A 16702-nucleotide genomic window follows, 5' to 3' on the forward strand; every position below is an offset into this window, starting at 1 on the left:
GGGCAGTACGGCGGTATGCAGCACGGGTGGCGGGCAGGACGGGGCAGCACGGCGGTACGACGGTACGAGGCAGTACGGGCGGTATGCAGCACGGGCGGCGTGAGGGTTGGGCGTGGCGTAGCAGAACGGGCATTGCAGTCCGTTTCAGTCGGACGGCTCGGGTGTGTGGGATGGGCGAGTGGGAGCCGGTCCTCAGCGAAGAGGACATTCGCGAGGACCGGTTCGACTCAACATCGCTCAGAGATTGAAGCCCACGTTACCGACAGAGATGCTCGGTCCGAAGATGAAGGACCATTTGCTCGACGGAACGACCGGGTCCAGCGTGGGGTCTCCTCCCGTGCGACGTCGGATGTCTCCGCGGAACTCGTAGGCCAGCCACGCCTGCGCACCGACGGCAGCACCCGGACCAATCGGAACGCGCAGACCCAGGCCCAAGACGACCGCGAGCGTCGGCGGGAATTGGATGTCACCCGACTGAGGCACGAGCCCCAGTCCCATCAAACCCGCTTCGATTCCCAGCAGCCGCTCCTGCCCTTCGTTGTTCAGCAACGCCAGTCGCGACACGACACCGAAGTTGATGGCGAGCTGCCCGGTGGGTTCGGTGGCGCGGTAGAGGCCCGCGGGAATGGCGGCCGTCGTGTAGAGCCGGAAGAGGCCACCGGTGACGATGGCCGTCCACTGCGCGGAGGGCAGACCGGTACGGTCCGTCGTGCTCAAGGCGTAGCGCGACTCGTCCGCCACGTGGGAGACCTGGACGGTGATGCGGTCGTACTGCCCCAGGTTGCCCGGGACGGGGATGTCGCGCTGCTCTCCCTGCGGACGCAGGAACATCCGCTGCTCGACGCCGCTCTCCCCGCGCACCGAGCCATCCGGCTTCGTGACGCTGATGCGGAGCAGGACCTCCTGGTTCCCATCCTCCGGCTTCAAGCGCTGACGGTACACGATGACGCGACAGGTGTTGCGCATCTCGTAGGGAATCCGGTGGGGGCGGCTGGGCTCCAGTCGCTGGTCCTTGCCGTCCTTGTCCGCGCAGACGAACTCCACCAGGTTCTCGATGCGGGCGGGCACGCTGGCTTCGCGCACCACGCGTTGGAAGCGCTCATCCACCATCGCCAGGTCGGTGGTGGCCAGCTCCGCGGGCAGCGTGGGAAGCCGGTAGCCGAAGCGCAGCACCACGAAGGCGCCTGGCGCAGCCTCGCCCTGGATGAAGGTGACGGACTCCCGCGTCGTGACGCTGTAGGCGCCAGGCAACGGCTCCAGCACGAAGCGTCCCAAGCCGGCGTTGGACGCCATGTTCACCTCTGCGGGCCGGTTGGTCGGGATGAAGTCGATGGAGCCAAGCCCAGGCAACTCCAAGCTGGCCCGGGGCGCGGGCAGGGGCAGCGTCTTCGCCGTCTCCGAAGCCACCACTGTTCCATCCTGCCGCGACGTCAGCGCGGTGATGGTCACCTGCTGATCGGACGTGCCGCCCGTGCGCAGCATCACATAGGTGCCCTCCGCCAGCTTCACCACGCGCTCCACGCGGACGCGCAGGCCGTTGACGGTCCACACCAGGGTGCGCGGGTCATGGGCGCAGACTGGATCCAACCGGACCACGAGCGCGGAGTTCTCCGCGCCACGCAGCACCGAGCCCTCCACCGCCGTGAGCGGACACGCCAGCACGGACAGCGTGGTGGTGATGACCTGGTCGAGCGCGTCGCCCCGCGAGAAGTAGACGCGTGGCACCAGCCGCGCGCGCAGCGTCACCGTGGCATCCACGCCCGGGACGTTGCGCACGGAGATGAAGCCTTCGGCGGGTTCGCAGCGGGCGATGCCGCAGTCGGCGGTGGCAATCGCCTCGGAGTGGCTGACGGGGACGCTGCCTGGCCCCTTCGACACGTCGATGCCGTTGGAGAGCACCAGGGGCTCGGTGAGGATGGTGCGGCCGGGGCGGATGCGGAGCGATTCGGGGTCCACCAGGTTCCCGAGGGCGTCGTAGGTCTTCACGTCTGGCCCGACGCGGCCGTAGGGCGGAATCCAGTACAGCGACGTGTCCGTGGGCAGGCCCTGCGGCACGGGCACCGCGCAGTCCGCGAGTCCCCGGGGCTTGGAGGGGGACAGGCAGACGTCCTGCCCCTCCATGGCGGGGCGCTCCGGCTCGCCGCGCGGCTTGCCCGACCACGCGACGCCCACGTTCAGCAGCCCCACGCCGCGCAGCTCCAGGCGGCCTTCGTCCGGATAGAAGGAAGTCCCCGAGAAGTCGATGCGCGGCAGCGGCCCGGTGGCAATCACTGTGACGATTCGTTCACTGGTCGCGCACTGCGCCGGGGTGTCGGCGACCTTGAGGTCCTGCGTGCGCGTGTTGTCATCCGGCCTGGCGGGCGGAAGCACGGAGCGGCCATCCGGGCCCAGGCTCCAGCCGTTGCGGACCGGCCCGCAGACGACACCCTGGGCCAGCACCTCCACGGGGCGGCCACCCTCCGGCACTTGCACGACGGGAGCGGCGGCGGCGAGCCCCGCAGCCAGCAGCGAGGCGAGAACGACGAGGCGGACAGGGGGCATCACTTCGCTAAAGAGCGAAGGATGCCGCCACGGTCAAGCCCGATTGCCCGGCGATATCAAGCGGCGGGCTGCGCCTCGATGCCCAACGCCTCATGCGCGAAACGAAACATTCGTTCATTGAGCTTTCCGAGAAATTCAAGCGGATGCCGGCCGGAGCGGTCCGCCGCGTCCTCCATCTTCTCCCTGCACCGGAGATCGGCGCAGAGGTTCACCCCCACGCGACGCTTGTTGTCCACCGCTGTGGTGAGCAGGCACACCTCGTGAGCCGAGCCGTAGCTGTGACACCACTCGCACATGCGAGTGACGGGCTCGCCGCCCAGGGCGTCCCGGCGGAAGATGATGCCAATGGGCTTGCGGCTGCCCGGCGCGGAGAAGATGAGGTACACGCGCGCGCCGGACGTCTCCGTCCAGGCGAGGTAGTCACGCACGAAGAGCGGGAAGGTGATGCCCGAAGGCATCTCGATGACTCGGCGGTCTCTGGGGCGGAAGGATTCGATGAGCGCCCGGTCGTTTTCGAATCGGAACACGGCTGCTCCTTGGAGAACATCAGCCCCTAACAATGGGGTGTGCCCGTTTCCACCAGAACCCACCTGCCAGGCGGGCGCTCGCCCGGTGCGGCATGTGTTCGGCGCGCTGTGCTCCCTGGACGGTCGGGCGCTGGCGGCGGTTCTGCATACGTGGCCATTCCCCGCCGCCCCGCGCCAGGATAGACATGCCGTGCCGGGCGGTGGTGGCCACCGCCCTTGAAACCCTCTGGAGGCATCGTGAACTCGCCCCTTGTGCTCGACGCGGTGGAAGTCCTGTTCGCCTCGAGGGCGCAGGCCGCCTAGCCGGCCGCGAAGGTCTGACACAGCGCGGCCGTGCGCTCCTCGGGGTGCCCTGAAGAACCAGGTGCGCCATTGGCACCGCTCTGTCCGGAGTCCTTCCAACCATGTCGCTTGAAACCCTCGGCTGGGGTCCAGCCTTCGAACACGCATTCTCCACGCTCGTCTCGCAGTCCCCGCTGTCCCTCGTCCCTGGCCGCGTCGTGCGCCAGCATCGAGGGCTGCTCACGGTCCAGACGGCCACGCGCACCCTGTTGGCGCGCACCGCGGGCCGGCTGCTCCATCAAGCCCCCGGCGTCGAGTCCCTGCCCACCATCGGTGACTGGGTGGCGCTCCAGCTCCCCGATGGGGACGGCGAGGCGCTGCTCCACGCGGTGCTGCCTCGCTCCAGTGTGCTCGCCCGGCGCGAGGCGGGCAGTGAGCGCGACGGGCAGCTCATCGCCGCCAACCTGGACGTCGTGGTCCTCGTCGCGGGACTGGACGGCAACTTCAATCCCCGCCGCATCGAACGGGCGTTGGCACTGGCGTGGACCAGCGGCGCCTCGCCCGTGGTGGTGCTCACCAAGGCGGACCTGCGCCCGGACGCGGATTCGCTCGTGGCCGAGGTGGAGGAGCTGGCTCCAGGCGTCCCCGTGCTCGCGCTGAGTTCCTGGACGGGGGAGGGCATCGAGGCCCTTCGCGCGCAGCTTCCGGCCGGGAAGACGGGGGCGCTGCTCGGCTCCTCCGGTGTCGGCAAGTCCACGCTGGTCAACCGGCTCCTGGGCGAGGCGCGGCTGCTCACCCAGGTGGTCCGCGCCGAGGACGACAAGGGCCGTCACACCACCACGCACCGCGAGCTGTTCGTGCTCCCGGGCGGCGGACTGCTCATCGACGGACCCGGCATGCGCGAGCTGGGGCTGTGGGGCGAGGATGACGGCAACGGCATCGGCCAGACGTTCACCGACATCCTCGAGCTGGCCGCCGACTGCCGCTTCACGGACTGCCAGCACCAGCGCGAGCCCGGGTGCGCGGTGCGCGCGGCCGTGTCATCGGGGGCCCTGCCCGAGGCGCGGCTCGCCAGCTACGAGCGGCTGCGGCGCGAGCAGGCCTACCAGGTCCGTCAGCGCAGTGCGTCCGCGGAGCGCGACCACCGGCGCCACGAGCGCAGCAAGACGTTGATGGGCTGGGAGGCAACGCGCTCCAAGCGCCGGCGGGACTGAGACGTCCTTCCCTCAGGAGGCGGGTGGAGTGACCGCCTTCTGACTGCCCGGCCGCCCCTCCGGCGGCCGGGCCCCGTGGCTGGCGCGCGCCGTGTCTATACTCCGCGCCCATCATGAAGAAGGACTCGCTCAAGGCCCGCCTGCGTCGCACGTTGCGGTGGGACCTCTGGATGACGCTGGGCCCCGCGCTCGTCATCGTCAGCATCGCGTTCGCCGTCACGTTCTACTTCGTCAAGCCCGCGCCGCCGAAGAAGCTCGTCATCGCCGCGGCTGGGGACGAGGGCGGCTTCCGGTACTTCGCGCGCAAGTATCAGGAGATTCTCGCGAAGCACGGCGTCACGGTGGAGATTCGTCCTACGGATGGCTCGCTCACCAGCATCAAGCTGCTGGAGGACGAGCGCTCTGGCGTGGACGTGGCCTTCGTCCAGAGCGGGACGTCCGACGCCACCAAGGCGCCGCACGTCGTATCCCTGGGAAGCCTCTCCTACGTGCCGTTGTGGGTCTTCTACCGGGGGCCCACCATCGACGACCTGAACGCCCTGCAGGGCAAGCGCATCGTCGTGGGGCCCGAGGAGAGTGGCACGCGCGCCCTGTCCATGAAGTTGCTGGAGGCCAACGGCGTGGGCGCCGCGCCCACGGAGCTCTTGAACCTGGGGCGCGACGAGGCCATCGAGCAGCTCAAGCAGGGCAAGGTCGATGCTGTCTTCATCGTGTCCCCAGCGGAGTCACCACCCGTCCAGCGGCTCGCGCGGGTGCCGGACATCAACCTCCTCAGCTTCTCGCGGGGCGAGGCCTACGTGCGCCGCTTCCCCTATCTGTCCCGGCACGTGCTGCCGCGAGGCGTGCTCGACCTGGCCGCGGACGTGCCAGGCCGTGACGTGGTGATGTTGGCGCCCACCGCGAACCTGGTCGCCACCGATGCGCTCCACCCGGCGCTGGCCTACCTCTTGATGCGCGCGGCCAGCGAGGTCCACGGCAAGGCCGGCATCCTGGACCGCACGGGCGAATTCCCGGCGGCGCTCGAGGCGGGCTTTCCGTTCAGCAGCGAGGCGCGCCGCTACTACGAGTCCGGCGTTCCGCTCCTGCACCGCTATCTGCCGTTCTGGGCCGCCAACCTGGTGGACCGGCTCTGGGTGATGCTGGTGCCCTTCATCGCCGTCCTGGTGCCCCTGGGCCGGGTGGCGCCTGCGCTGTACCAGTGGCGCGTGCGCTCGCGCATCTTCCGCTGGTACGCGCGGCTGAAGGAAATCGAGCTCCAGCTCGAGGAGGGCCCGGGCCGGGAGATGTTGGAGGAGATGCTGCGGCGGCTCGACGAGGCCGAGCGCGAGGTGAACCGCATCCCCATGCCCCTGGCCTACGCGGAGAACCTCTACTTCTTCCGGGAGCACGTCGACGTCGTCCGTCGCCGCCTCACCCGGCGCATCGCCGAATCCGGCGAGCCCTCGTCCGAGGTGCTCACGGCCCGGGAGAAGACCGCGTAGCCGCCGCGGCCACAGGGCGCTTCCGGGGCTTGCTCGGAAGCGCCACGAGGCCGTGGGTCAGTGCGCGAGCGCGTGCAGCAGGTTGACGTAGCTGTCGGACCAGACGCGCCTGTCCTTCAGCTCGGGCGGCGTGTCCACCGGCTGGAAGGGCAGCTCCTGGGTGAGGCGGGCCACGACGTCGCTGTTGGCGCTCATGGCGAACCAGACGCTGGGTGAGCGGCCCGACGCCAGCTCCTCGGCGGTGAGGCGCTCCGTCTGGTTCACGAGCCCCTGGACCCGCAGCTCCGTGCTCAAGCGGGTGAGCACGGGGACCAGGTCGAAGAGTCGGCTGGAGACATGGAACAGCAGGAGCCCCTCCGGCGCGAGCTTCCGGAGATAGAGGCTCAGCGCCTCCCGGGTCAGCAGGTGCGTGGGGACGAAGTCGCTGGAGAACGCATCGAGGACGATGACGTCGTACCCGCCGTCCTTGGCTTCCTCCATGCGAAGCCGCGCATCCCCCGCGAGGACGCGGAGCTCCGCCTGGCTGGAGCCGAGCATGCTGAAGTGCTGGCGCGCGAGCCGCTCCACCTCCGGGTCCAGTTCGTAGAAGTCCCACTGCTCGCCGGGGCGGCCATACGCGGCGAGGCTGCCGATGCCGAGCCCCACGACGGCCACGCGCTCACGCGGAATCCGTTCCGAGGCCAGCACCCGGCCCACCGCGGAGCCCCGGTGGTAGTAGGAGAGGGGCTCTCCTCGCTCGTCCGGGTGGAGGTTCTCCACGCCGTGGACGGTGCTGCCGTGCTGGAACAGCCGCAGGCCCTCCGCGTCCTTGACAGTGTAGAGGCCGTAGAAGGTGCGCGAGCCTTCGATGCGCCCGCGCGCGAGCATCCACCCGGAGAGCACCAGGACCGCGACGACGAACAGGGCGGCTCCGCTCGATACGTAGGGCGCCAGCTTTGGGACGGGCATCCCCTGGCCCCGGCGCATCATGTCCCGCGCCGCCAGTCCTCCCAGCAGGAGGAGGCCGGTGATGCCGTGGTCCAGGTACGGGAGCGCCAGCGAGCCCAGCGTCAGGGGAACGACCAGGGCCAGCAGCAAGGTGCCCACCAGACCGCCCAGCGAGACGTGCAGATAGAACGAGCCCAGCAGGCGCGGGTCCGACGGGCGGCACCACACGAGGTTGCCATGCATCAGCAGGCAGCCCACCCAAAGCACCGCGCTGTGCAGCACCAGGGACGGGAGCGACGTCTGCGCGCGTGCCAGCGCGAAGAGGGCCGCGCCCGCCGCGACGGCGAGGCTCCCCAGCGCGAGCCGGTTCAACCCCGTGGGCGTGGGGGGCCGCTTCGAGAAGCAGACGATGAGCGTGAGCAGGTACAGCGAGAGGGGGAGGATCCACAGCAGCGGGATGGAGGCATCCAGCGTGAGGACGTTGGTGACCGCGAGCAGCAGCGCATTGGCGCTCGCGGACAGCAGCAGCCAGGTGATGCGTGAGGCGCGCGGGGCGCGGGGCGCAGGCTCGGTCCGGGCCGCTGGCTCGGACGTCGTGCTTCCACCGGCAAGCGCCGGGCGCACGCGCTGGATGCAGAGCAGCGCGAAGACGACGAACGCGCCGTAGCCCGCGTACCAGACGACCAGCTGTTCCTGGATGTCGAGCGCCGGCTCCACCAGGAAGGGGAAGGTGAGCAGCGCCGTGAGCGCGCCCGCGTTGGACGTTCCGTAGAGGAAGAACGGGTCACCCCGAGAGGGATGCTCCGTGCGGGTGAACCAGCCCTGGGCGACGACGCTCGTCGTCGACAGGGCGAGGAACGGCAGCCCCAGTGACAGCGTCAGCGTGAGCAGGATGGCCGCCACGGGGTGCAGCTCGAAGAGGTGCAGCCGGAACGGGAAGACGACCACCGCGAGCAGCACGAAGCCCAGGTGGGCCCAGCGGTAGCGGCCCTGGTGCGCGGCCACCGCGACCCGGCTCGAGTAGAAGTAACCGAGCAGCAGCACCGCCTGGTAGAACACCAGGCACGTCGTCCAGATGGCCGCGCTGCTTCCGTAGGAGGGCAGCAGCAGCCGCGCGAGGATGAGCTCCACCTGGAAGAGCAGGAAGGAGCCGAGGAAGACCCAGAGGTGGAACAGCGTCCCTGTGAGGCCGTGGGTCGAGGGCTTCGGGGCGGGGAGGTCGGTCGTCATCCTGGGAGCCACTCGCGAAGGCCCATACGCAGCGTGTGTGTGTGGCCGTGTGGGCGGAGCATCGCTCCAGGCGGCCCGAAAAAAAACGCAGGGGTGCCTCAAGGTTTTCGGCGCCGTGCGTTTTGAATTTCGAAGTGGGGATGGGGAGGAAGCAAGCCCGGGGGGGCTGTTGCTTCCAGAGGGGGAGGGCGCGCCGGAGTCGGGCCGCGCAGTCATTGGGAGCACGTCGAGGGGGCGTGCTCCCAATGTTTTTTTCTGGAGCTCTCGTCTGAGTGGCTCACGTGGCGGGGAGTGCGTCGGGGGGCGCGCTCCCCGCTGTGTTTTTTCAGGGATCTGCTTCGGCCGGGCCCGGTCTCCCGGGCCCCGGCTGTACCCGCCGGACTACTCGGCGTCGGACGACGGCATGACCTTGATGGGCTGCCCGTCGTCGCCCGTCACCGTCGTGCCTTCGGTCTTCTGCTGCGCCGCCGTGGGCGTGCCCACCGCGAAGCTGAACACCCGCGACAGGTGCGCGCCGCGGAAATCACCCGTGACGGTGACGACGAGGTGAGACTGTCCTTCACCCGGCGTGAAGCTCACGTCGAACTCGGACACGGCGTCCGGGGTGAAGCTGCCACCCGACACGGGGGTGGCGGAGCTCTTCACTTCCAGTCCGTCCACGCCGGAGAGGCTGACGTTGACGTCGGTCGCCGGCGCGTCGAAGCGCAGGGAGACGCGGGCCTGGTCCTCACCCAGCTTCGCGTCGGCCTTCACTGGCGCGCCGGCCTTCGTGGTGTCCGAGCTGTCGCTGGGCGTGGGGTTCGACTTCGACGGGGAGGTGCAGGCGACCTGCGCCGTGAGCGCGAGGAGACTGGACAGGGCTGCGATTGCCTTGAGGTTCATGTGCGCTCCGGAATCACTGGCTGGTGATGGAGAGGGTGGGGAAGGGACTGTAGTTACCGGTCGTCTCCTTGAAGCCGTACACGACGACGACGTACCGCGCGTCCGCCTGGGTCGGGATGCTGACCGTCTCCGCACCGATGTAGCTGATGTCGGACTCCGCCAGGCTCCGGCCCTGGCCGAAGACTTCGATGCCCACGTCCTGCGACGCATGGGACGCGCTGAGCGTCATGTTCCGGCCAGTGCCGGTGAAGACGTAGTACTGGTTCTGCTCGCGCTTGTTGTAGTCGAGCCCGCCCACCAGCGGCACTTCGGTGGTGTACGGGATGCCCGGCACGTTGGTGTAGATGGCGCGCAGCGAGGTGTCCCCATCTCCGAAGTCCGAGGAGATGGACCCGATGTTGTAGTGGGCCAGCAGCTGGTACACGTCCGCGGTGCTGACGCCGGGCTGGGCGTTGAGGCCGTTGATGAACGAGCCGATGGTGGTCAGCGCGGGCGTCGACTTCTGCGGGCCGACGAGCACGTCGTAGAGGATGCCCAGGTCGTATGACACCCTGTCGTACGACTCGTTGGTGCCGGAGTCGTACAAGTCATAGAGCAGCCGGAAGACGCTCATCTCGGAGAAGGCGCCCTTGCGCGGGTCGTCGGTGGTGGGCGGCTCGCTCTCCGCGTCGAAACCGAAGGCGGCCAGCGTCGAGCCGCTCCACATCGTGTCGACGTAGATGGGCTCCGGCAGCAGGATGCTGGCGAGCGCGTTGCCATAGCCCTCGCCGAAGGCGAGGCGCGGGTCCAGGATGTCACCGCTGGAGTGCGGTCCGCCCGGGCTGTCCGCGCGCGACAGGTTGGCCTCGAAGTAGTGCCCCCACTCGTGGACGATGACGTGGGCGTCGAACTCGTCGGTGTCCACGCCGTCCCGGCCGAGCACGTAGATTTCGTTCTCCGCGAAGGAGAAGTGCGACGTGCCGATGCGGCCCTGCGGCTTGCTGCCAGACTGGGGCACGTTGTTCGGGCTCCAGTTCACCTTCAGCAGCGGGAAGTTGACCGGGCGCACGTCCATGAAGGCCCGCGACGCGGTGTACATGCTGTCGAGGATGGCGAAGGGCGCCGCGATGCGCCGGCTGGCCGTGTAGCTGGTGCCCGCCCAGCCGTGGGTCGCGTGCAGGTCCTTGGTCGTCACCGTCGTGGTGATGTCGCCACCCAACGCCCAGATGGCGTTGTTGTCGGTGTTGTCCTCAATCTGGATTTCGGGCTGGGTCGTCTTGGCGAGCGCGACGACCGTTAGCGCGCCGCTGCCAGACGGCCTGTACGTCAGCGTGTAGCGGCCCTCTTGGTCCGTCGTTCCATCGACGAGGACCCGCGTCCCCTGTCGCACCTGGACGACTGCGTTGCGCACGGGTCGCTTCTGGGCCTGGTTGAACTCCAGGGTCCCCCGCCGCGTGGAGGGAGAGTAGACGGCCGGGACGAAGTCGTACGTCACCGTGCCGCTCAAGGTGACGGGGTCGCCCAGGGGACCGTTGTCCCCATCATCATCATCGTCATCACCGGGACACGCAGTTGTCAGCGCCAGGGTGAATGCGAGCGCCAGCACCTTGCAGGTGAGGTCTCGGGTCGGCTTGCGAGTCACGTCCATTCCGTTCTCTCCCCCTTACCCCTCGCGGATTCGAGGGCAGGCGGGGCATTGTCGACAAGTCCGCAGCCAACTTCAAACGGACATCGGCCGCGGACCTGTCGGACCGGGCGTCAACTCAGGGGAGCGGCCCGTCGACCAGGCGGAGCACGTCCGCCAGCACGCCCGCCGCTGTCACCGCCGCGCCCGCGCCGTAGCCGCGAATCACCAGCGGTGTGGGGCTGTAGCGCTCCGAGGTGAAGCTGAGCGCGTTCTCTCCGCCCTTCACCGCCGCCAGCGGGTGCGTCAGGGGCACCGGCACGAGCCCGACAAAGCAACCGTCCTCCGTGACGCTGCCCACGTAGCGTAGCACCTTGCCCTCCGCGCGGAGTGCCTCCACGCGGCGCTGGAAGGCGGCGTCCACCTGGGGGAGCCGGGCGAGGAAGTCATCCAGCGGCCCGGTGGCGTCGAAGTCCGGCGGCAGCAGGGAGTCCAGCCTCACCTGCTCCAGCTCCACCTGGCGGCCCAGCTCGCGGGCGAGGATGAGCACCTTGCGCGCCACGTCGGTGCCGTGGAGGTCGTCGCGCGGGTCGGGTTCGGTGAAGCGCTTCTCCATGGCGGTGCCCACCGCCTGCGACAAGGGGACGCCTTCCTCCGTCAGGCCCAGGATGAATGACAGCGAGCCGGAGAGGACGCCTTCCACGCGCAGCACCCGGTCTCCCGTGCGAAGCATGTTCTTCAGCGTGTCGATGACGGGCAGCGCCGCGCCCACGTTCGTCTCGTAGAGGAAGCGGCGTTGGTGACGGGAGGCCGTCTCGCGCAGCTTGCGGTAGTGGCTCCACTGGCCGGCGTTGGCCTTCTTGTTGGCGGTGACGACGTGGAGCCCCGCCTCCATCAGCGACGGGTAGGCGAGCGCGATGTCCTCGCTGCTGGTGCAGTCCACGAAGACGGGCCGGCCCGGCCGCTTCGCGCGGGCCCAGTCGCGGAAGGCGTCCAGGGGCGCGCCGTCGCCGCTGGCCGCCAGCCGCTGCTTCCAGTCCTCCAGGGGAATTCCCTCGCTCGCCGTCGCGACGCGCTTGCTGTTGGCGATGACGCAGACGCGCAGGTCCACGCCGTGGGCGCGCAGCTTGGGCGCCTGCTGGTGGACCTGCTTGAGCAGCTCGCCGCCCACGCTGCCCACGCCGGCCAGCAGCAGCTCCACGACTTCCGTGGTGCCGAAGCACCGACCGTGGACATGGGCCAGGGCGCGGGGACCGTCCGTCTCCGCGATGACCGCGGAGATGCTGCGCTCGCTGGAGCCCTGCGCGATGGCGGCGATGCTGCAACCCACGTCCGCCAGCGCGCTGAAGAAGGTGCCCGCCACGCCCACGCGGTGGCGCATGCCATCACCGACGATGCTGAGCACGGCGAGCCCGCGCTGCTGCTCGATGGTGTCCACCTTGCCCGCCGCGCGCTCCATCTCGAACGCGACTTCCAGGGCCTGGACGGCGCGCTCCGCGTCCGCCTGCTGGACGCAGAAGCTGATGGAGCATTCGCTGGAGCCCTGGGTGATGAGCACCACGGAGATGTTGGCGAGGGCCATGGACTCGAAGACGCGGGCGGCGGTGCCCGGAACGCCCTTGAGTCCCGCGCCGCCCAGGTTCACCAGGGCGATGCCGGGAAGGAAGGAGAGGCCGCGCACCGGGTGCTCGGGCGGCGCGGCGTCGTCGGTGACGCGGGTGCCCGGGTGGTCGGGGCGGAAGCTGTTGCAGACGCGCACGGGGATGCCGCGCTCGCGCGCGGGCGCAATCGTCTTGGGGTGGAGCACCTTGGCGCCGAAGTAGGCCAGTTCCATGGCCTCCTCGAAGCTCACCTCGGGCAGCGGGAAGGCTTCTGGCACCAGCCGCGGGTCGGCGCTGAAGATGCCGTCCACGTCCGTCCAGATCTCCAGCAGCTCCGCGTCCAGCGCCGCCGCCGCCAGCGCCGCCGAATAATCCGAGCCTCCCCGGCCCAGGCACATCGTCTTGCCCCGGGTGTCACCGCCGAAGAAGCCCGGCATCAGCATCAACCCGGGACCGCCGGCCTCACGCAGCGGCGCGAAGCGCGCCCGGGTCTCCTCCTGGAGCGGCGTGGCCTGGAGCGGGTCCCCCGCGCAGAGGATGACGTCCCGTGGCTCCACGGCGTGCGGCTCCAGTCCGCGTGCGTGCATCAGCGCGCCCAGAATCAGGCACGCGGCGCGCTCGCCCAGTCCGGACAGGTGCGCGAGCACGGAGGGCGAACATTCCCGCAGCAGCCCCACGCCCTGCAGCAGCCCGCGCAGCTCCGAGGCCAGCGTGGAAAGTCCCTCTTCCAGCGAGCGCAGCCGCGCCTCCCCCAGCTCCGCCGCCAGCTCGCGGATGATGCCGCGGTGGACGTCCTCGAAGCGGCCGTGGAGCGACTCCACCGGCTGACCTTCCTGGGCCGCGCGGGCCGCGTCCAACAGGAGGTTGGTGATGCCGGACACGGCCGAGGCGACCATCATCACCCGCGTCTCCTTGCGCGCCGCCGCGGCCAGGTCCGCCACGCCGCGCATCCGCTCGGCGTTGCCCACGCTCGTCCCCCCGAATTTCATCACCCTCATGAGCGCACCTCCGCGTGGAAGGCGGCGAGGCGGGACGGCGGGTTCGGCGGCGTCGACTGCGGGGAGGGCTGCATGTCGGGGCTCCTGCGGCATGTGAAAACAAAAAAGCCCCGCGCCGGAGAGCGCGGGGCCGAGCTGGAAACCAAGGGGGTTCCGTCGCTAGACCACCCGCGCCCGGCGGGGAGTCGTCGTGGTCGTGGTGGTGGTCAGCACGGTCGTCAGGACACACGCGCGGGCGAGGAACGTCGTTCCCTCGCGCTGCACGTGCTGGCCGTTGACGCCGTTCATGAAGGGAAGGCTGGCCGAACTTGCCGCGGCAAGTCAAGCAGGGGACCCGGCAGGTCCATGCATGACGGGGAAGGGCTCGCGAAGGTCAATGCGAGCCCTCCCCGGCGTTCAGCTTGCCAGGCGCATGACCACCTGGGTGAGTCCGTAGAAGACCACCGCGGTCAGCGCCGCGGCCGGGATGGTGACCACCCAGGCCCAGATGATGCGGCCGGCGACGCCCCACTTCACCGCGCGCCAGCCCCGGGTGGCGCCCACGCCGACGATGGCGCCGGTGATGGTGTGCGTGGTGGACACGGGAATGCCCAGTTGGGCCAGCGCGATGATGGTGACGCCGCCGCCCGTCTCCGCGGCGAAGCCACCGATGGGCGCCAGCTTGGTGAGGCTGTGGCCCATGGTGCGGACGATGCGCCACCCGCCGAAGAAGGTCCCCAGGGCGATGGCCGCGTGGCAGGAGATGATCATCCACCAGTCGATGTGGAACGGCCGGTCCTTCCAGATGGTGCCGAAGAGCACCACCGCGATGATGCCCATCACCTTCTGCGCATCATTGGTGCCGTGGCTGTAGGAGAAGATGGCGGACGATACGAGCTGCAGCCGGCGGAACCACGAGTCCACCTTCAGCGGTGTCTGGCGGTGCACCGCCCACGTGCTCAACACCATCAGACCAATGCCCAGCGTCATGCCGATGAGCGGCGACAGCACGATGAAGGCGGCGATCTTCGCGATGCCCGAGCCCACCAGGCCCGCGAAGCCGAGCACCGGCAGCGTGGCGCCAATCATGCCTCCGGCCAGCGCGTGCGACGACGAGGAGGGCAGGCCCCACCACCACGTCAACAGGTTCCAGACGATGGCGCCCATGAGGGCGGAGAAGATGACGGCGAGCACCGCGCTGGGGCCCTGAGCCCGGAGCATCTCGAAGTTGATGATGCCCTTGCCCATGGTGTTGGCCACGTGGACGTTCCCGCCAAAGGCCGCCACGAAGTTGAAGAACGCGGCCCAGGCCACGGCGAGGTTGGGGGACAGCACTCGGGTGGAGACCACGGTGGCGATGGAGTTCGCCGCGTCGTGGAATCCATTTATGAAATCGAAGATGAGTGCGACCGCGACAATGAGGATGACGGCGGCGAGTAGCATTTAGCTGTGCTCCAGCACCACGCCTTCGATGACGTTCGCCACCGACTGGCACTTGTCGGTGGCGGTCTCAATGAAGTCGTAAATCTCCTTCCACTTGATGATGAGCAGCGTGTCCGCGCCGCTCTTGAAGAGCCGGCCGACACCCGAGCGCAGGGCATCATCCGCTTGCGCCTCCAGGCGCTTGATTTCCTTGCACCCGGCGAGGATCTGCTCCGGCTTCTTGATGAGTCGCAGCGCGGCCACCACTTCCTGCACCTTCTGCGTGGACAGCACCAGCAGGCGTGCCAGCTCCGTGGCGTCCGGCAGGCTGGCCGGGATTTCGTAGTAGTGCAGGCGGGCGGCGGCGGCGTTGGTCAAATCCAACACGTCGTCGATGCGGGAGAGCAGGGTGTGAATCTGCCCCCGGTCGAATGGGGTGATGAACTGCTTGTGCAGACGGTTGAAGGCGGTGTGGGTGACTTCGTCCCCACGGTGCTCCGCGTCCTTGAGCGCCTGGACCCGCGGGCCGACGTCGCGGTAGTCACTGAGCAACTCGTAGAGCATCTTCGCGCCTTCGACGGTGACGGCACATTGCGCATCGAAGTCGTCGAAGAACTCGTCCGACTTCGGCATCAGCTTCTCGAGCATCCGTCCCTCCAAGTCGCCTGAGGGCAGGCGACGCCGTTCTTGAGGGCGGTTGACATGTCTGTCACGCACCCTTGGCGCGCCCGTGACTACCCTAAGTGGAGAGAATCTCCAGCCTTCCTTTCTGCTTGCCTGTGGCTTCCACCCTCGCTAGGGCGCGCCCGCCGGAGGCAGAGGGGGGGAGCCAGGGCTGGGCACCTTGCTTGCGGTCCGGCCGCTCAGACGGCGATGACAATCTTCCCGAAGTGGGCGCCGGACTCCATGTAACGCAGGGCCTCGCGCGCCTGCTCAAAGGGGAAGCTCCGGTCGATGACGGGCTCGAGACGGTGCTGGGTGAGGAGCCGGTTCATGTCCTCGAACATGGCGCGGCTGCCCACGTAAGTCCGCTGGACGTCGAGCTTCTTTGACTCCACCAGGGCGGAGTCCGGCTTGGCGAAGCCGCCGCTGAGCATGCCGATGAGGGAGATGTGGCCCCCGGGCTTCGTGGCTCGGACGGAGTGGGGGAACGTCTGTTCGCCGGCCACCTCCAGGACGTGGTCCACGCCCTGGCCGCCGGTGAGCGCCAGCACCTGCTCCTCCCAGTCCTGGTGCTTCTTGTAGTTGATGGTGCCATCCGCACCCAGCGTCCGGGCGTGCTCCAGCTTCGCGTCCTGGCTGGAGGTGATGAGGACGCGCGCCCCCAATGCCTTGGCCAACTGGAGCGCGAAGACGGACACGCCGCCGGTGCCCTGCGCCAGCACCGTCTGGCCCGGCTGGAGCCGGCCTTCGGCGACCAGGGCGTTCCAGGCGGTGACGGCAGCGCACGGGAGCGTGGCGCCTTCCTCGAAGGACAGGTGGTCAGGGAGGAGGACGAGCCCCTCCGCGTCCACGACGACGTACTCCGCGAGCACGCCATCCACGCTGCCACCCAGGGCGTTCCGCGTCTTCTCCGGCGAGGCCGGGCCGTCCGTCCAGGTCTGAAAGAAGGTGGGGGCCACGCGGTCTCCCGGCGTCACATGTGAGACGGCGGGGCCCACTGCCACGACTTCTCCGGCGCCGTCCGACACGGGGATGAGGGAGGCAGGGCGCGGTCCGGGATAGCGGCCCAGGGCGATGTAGAGGTCCCGGTAGTTGAGGGACACCGCGCGGATCCGGACCAGCGCCTGGCCGTGGCCCGGCGTGGGCTCCGGCCGCTCCACCTGCACCCATGCGTCGGCGCTCCCCGTCTGCTGCAGTTCGTAGGCTCTCATGCGGGCATGACTATCCACGGACCGTCAGGGCGGCCAGACAACCCTGTGGGAAGGGCTCGCTGGCTGGGTGGATTTGCCCGGAGTGAAATGGTTCGCCGTGGGCGCCTGCCCGGTGGCCAGGGAAGAGGGGTGGCAAGGGGG

12 protein-coding genes are annotated in these 16702 nt (G+C 69.2%); 2 read left to right on the forward strand and 10 right to left on the reverse strand.

Translation table 11 applies throughout. From position 1 onward, the window contains the following. Positions 1-237 precede the first annotated feature (237 nt). A complete protein-coding gene (locus FL344_RS35605; protein WP_194858687.1) occupies positions 238-2541 on the reverse strand; it encodes a hypothetical protein in 2304 nt (767 codons plus the stop codon). Between the two features lie 56 nt (positions 2542-2597). Next, on the reverse strand, positions 2598-3068 hold the full coding sequence (locus FL344_RS35610; RefSeq protein WP_141594258.1) for an FBP domain-containing protein: 471 nt from the start codon (positions 3066-3068) through the stop codon (positions 2598-2600). Between the two features lie 404 nt (positions 3069-3472). Here FL344_RS35610 and rsgA point away from each other — a divergent pair, with 404 nt between their 5' ends. Next, positions 3473-4564: a ribosome small subunit-dependent GTPase A gene (gene rsgA, locus FL344_RS35615; RefSeq protein ID WP_141621653.1), complete on the forward strand. Its 1092-nt coding sequence runs from the start codon at positions 3473-3475 to the stop codon at positions 4562-4564. Positions 4565-4677: 113 nt separating this feature from the next. Further along, positions 4678-6045, forward strand: a complete 1368-nt coding sequence (locus tag FL344_RS35620) for a TAXI family TRAP transporter solute-binding subunit (RefSeq protein ID WP_141621654.1) — start codon at positions 4678-4680, stop codon at positions 6043-6045. A gap of 57 nt (positions 6046-6102) precedes the next feature. Here FL344_RS35620 and FL344_RS35625 read toward each other — a convergent pair whose 3' ends face one another. From FL344_RS35625 to FL344_RS35655, 8 genes are all read right to left on the reverse strand, one after another. Next, entirely contained in the window at positions 6103-8202 is a 2100-nt protein-coding gene (locus FL344_RS35625; protein ID WP_141621655.1) for a spermidine synthase, read from the reverse strand. A gap of 381 nt (positions 8203-8583) precedes the next feature. Further along, positions 8584-9084 carry a hypothetical protein gene (locus FL344_RS35630; RefSeq protein WP_141621656.1) on the reverse strand — a complete coding sequence of 167 codons (501 nt, stop codon included), beginning with the start codon at positions 9082-9084 and terminating at the stop codon, positions 8584-8586. A gap of 13 nt (positions 9085-9097) precedes the next feature. Then, a complete protein-coding gene (locus FL344_RS35635; protein ID WP_141621657.1) occupies positions 9098-10711 on the reverse strand; it encodes a hypothetical protein in 1614 nt (537 codons plus the stop codon). A 115-nt stretch (positions 10712-10826) separates the two neighbouring features. Further along, complete coding sequence (gene thrA / locus FL344_RS35640) at positions 10827-13286, reverse strand: bifunctional aspartate kinase/homoserine dehydrogenase I (RefSeq protein ID WP_141621658.1); 2460 nt, start codon at positions 13284-13286, stop codon at positions 10827-10829. Between the two features lie 159 nt (positions 13287-13445). After that, the gene (locus FL344_RS39875; RefSeq protein WP_255508266.1) at positions 13446-13574 is read right to left on the reverse strand and encodes a hypothetical protein; all 129 of its coding nucleotides are present in this window, start codon (positions 13572-13574) and stop codon (positions 13446-13448) included. Between the two features lie 108 nt (positions 13575-13682). Beyond that, on the reverse strand, positions 13683-14708 hold the full coding sequence (locus tag FL344_RS35645; RefSeq protein ID WP_090489748.1) for an inorganic phosphate transporter: 1026 nt from the start codon (positions 14706-14708) through the stop codon (positions 13683-13685). Beyond that, positions 14709-15335, reverse strand: coding sequence for a DUF47 domain-containing protein (locus FL344_RS35650; RefSeq protein ID WP_141594251.1), 627 nt, complete (start codon positions 15333-15335; stop codon positions 14709-14711). A 215-nt stretch (positions 15336-15550) separates the two neighbouring features. After that, positions 15551-16561, reverse strand: a complete 1011-nt coding sequence (locus FL344_RS35655) for an NAD(P)-dependent alcohol dehydrogenase (protein ID WP_141621659.1) — start codon at positions 16559-16561, stop codon at positions 15551-15553. Positions 16562-16702: the final 141 nt, after the last annotated feature.

This window comes from Myxococcus sp. AB036A, from assembly GCF_006547355.1.
Classification (GTDB): Bacteria; Myxococcota; Myxococcia; order Myxococcales; family Myxococcaceae; genus Myxococcus; species Myxococcus virescens.

Coding starts and splice junctions, on each gene's coding strand:
- FL344_RS35630 (WP_141621656.1), bottom strand. CDS start 9,084: ATGAACCTCAAGGCAATCGCAGCCCTGTCCAGTCTCCTCGCGCTCACG.
- rsgA (WP_141621653.1), top strand. CDS start 3,473: ATGTCGCTTGAAACCCTCGGCTGGGGTCCAGCCTTCGAACACGCATTC.
- FL344_RS35650 (WP_141594251.1), bottom strand. CDS start 15,335: ATGCTCGAGAAGCTGATGCCGAAGTCGGACGAGTTCTTCGACGACTTC.
- FL344_RS35620 (WP_141621654.1), top strand. CDS start 4,678: ATGAAGAAGGACTCGCTCAAGGCCCGCCTGCGTCGCACGTTGCGGTGG.
- FL344_RS35605 (WP_194858687.1), bottom strand. CDS start 2,541: ATGCCCCCTGTCCGCCTCGTCGTTCTCGCCTCGCTGCTGGCTGCGGGG.
- FL344_RS35655 (WP_141621659.1), bottom strand. CDS start 16,561: ATGAGAGCCTACGAACTGCAGCAGACGGGGAGCGCCGACGCATGGGTG.
- FL344_RS39875 (WP_255508266.1), bottom strand. CDS start 13,574: ATGAACGGCGTCAACGGCCAGCACGTGCAGCGCGAGGGAACGACGTTC.
- FL344_RS35635 (WP_141621657.1), bottom strand. CDS start 10,711: ATGGACGTGACTCGCAAGCCGACCCGAGACCTCACCTGCAAGGTGCTG.
- FL344_RS35625 (WP_141621655.1), bottom strand. CDS start 8,202: ATGACGACCGACCTCCCCGCCCCGAAGCCCTCGACCCACGGCCTCACA.
- thrA (WP_141621658.1), bottom strand. CDS start 13,286: ATGAGGGTGATGAAATTCGGGGGGACGAGCGTGGGCAACGCCGAGCGG.
- FL344_RS35645 (WP_090489748.1), bottom strand. CDS start 14,708: ATGCTACTCGCCGCCGTCATCCTCATTGTCGCGGTCGCACTCATCTTC.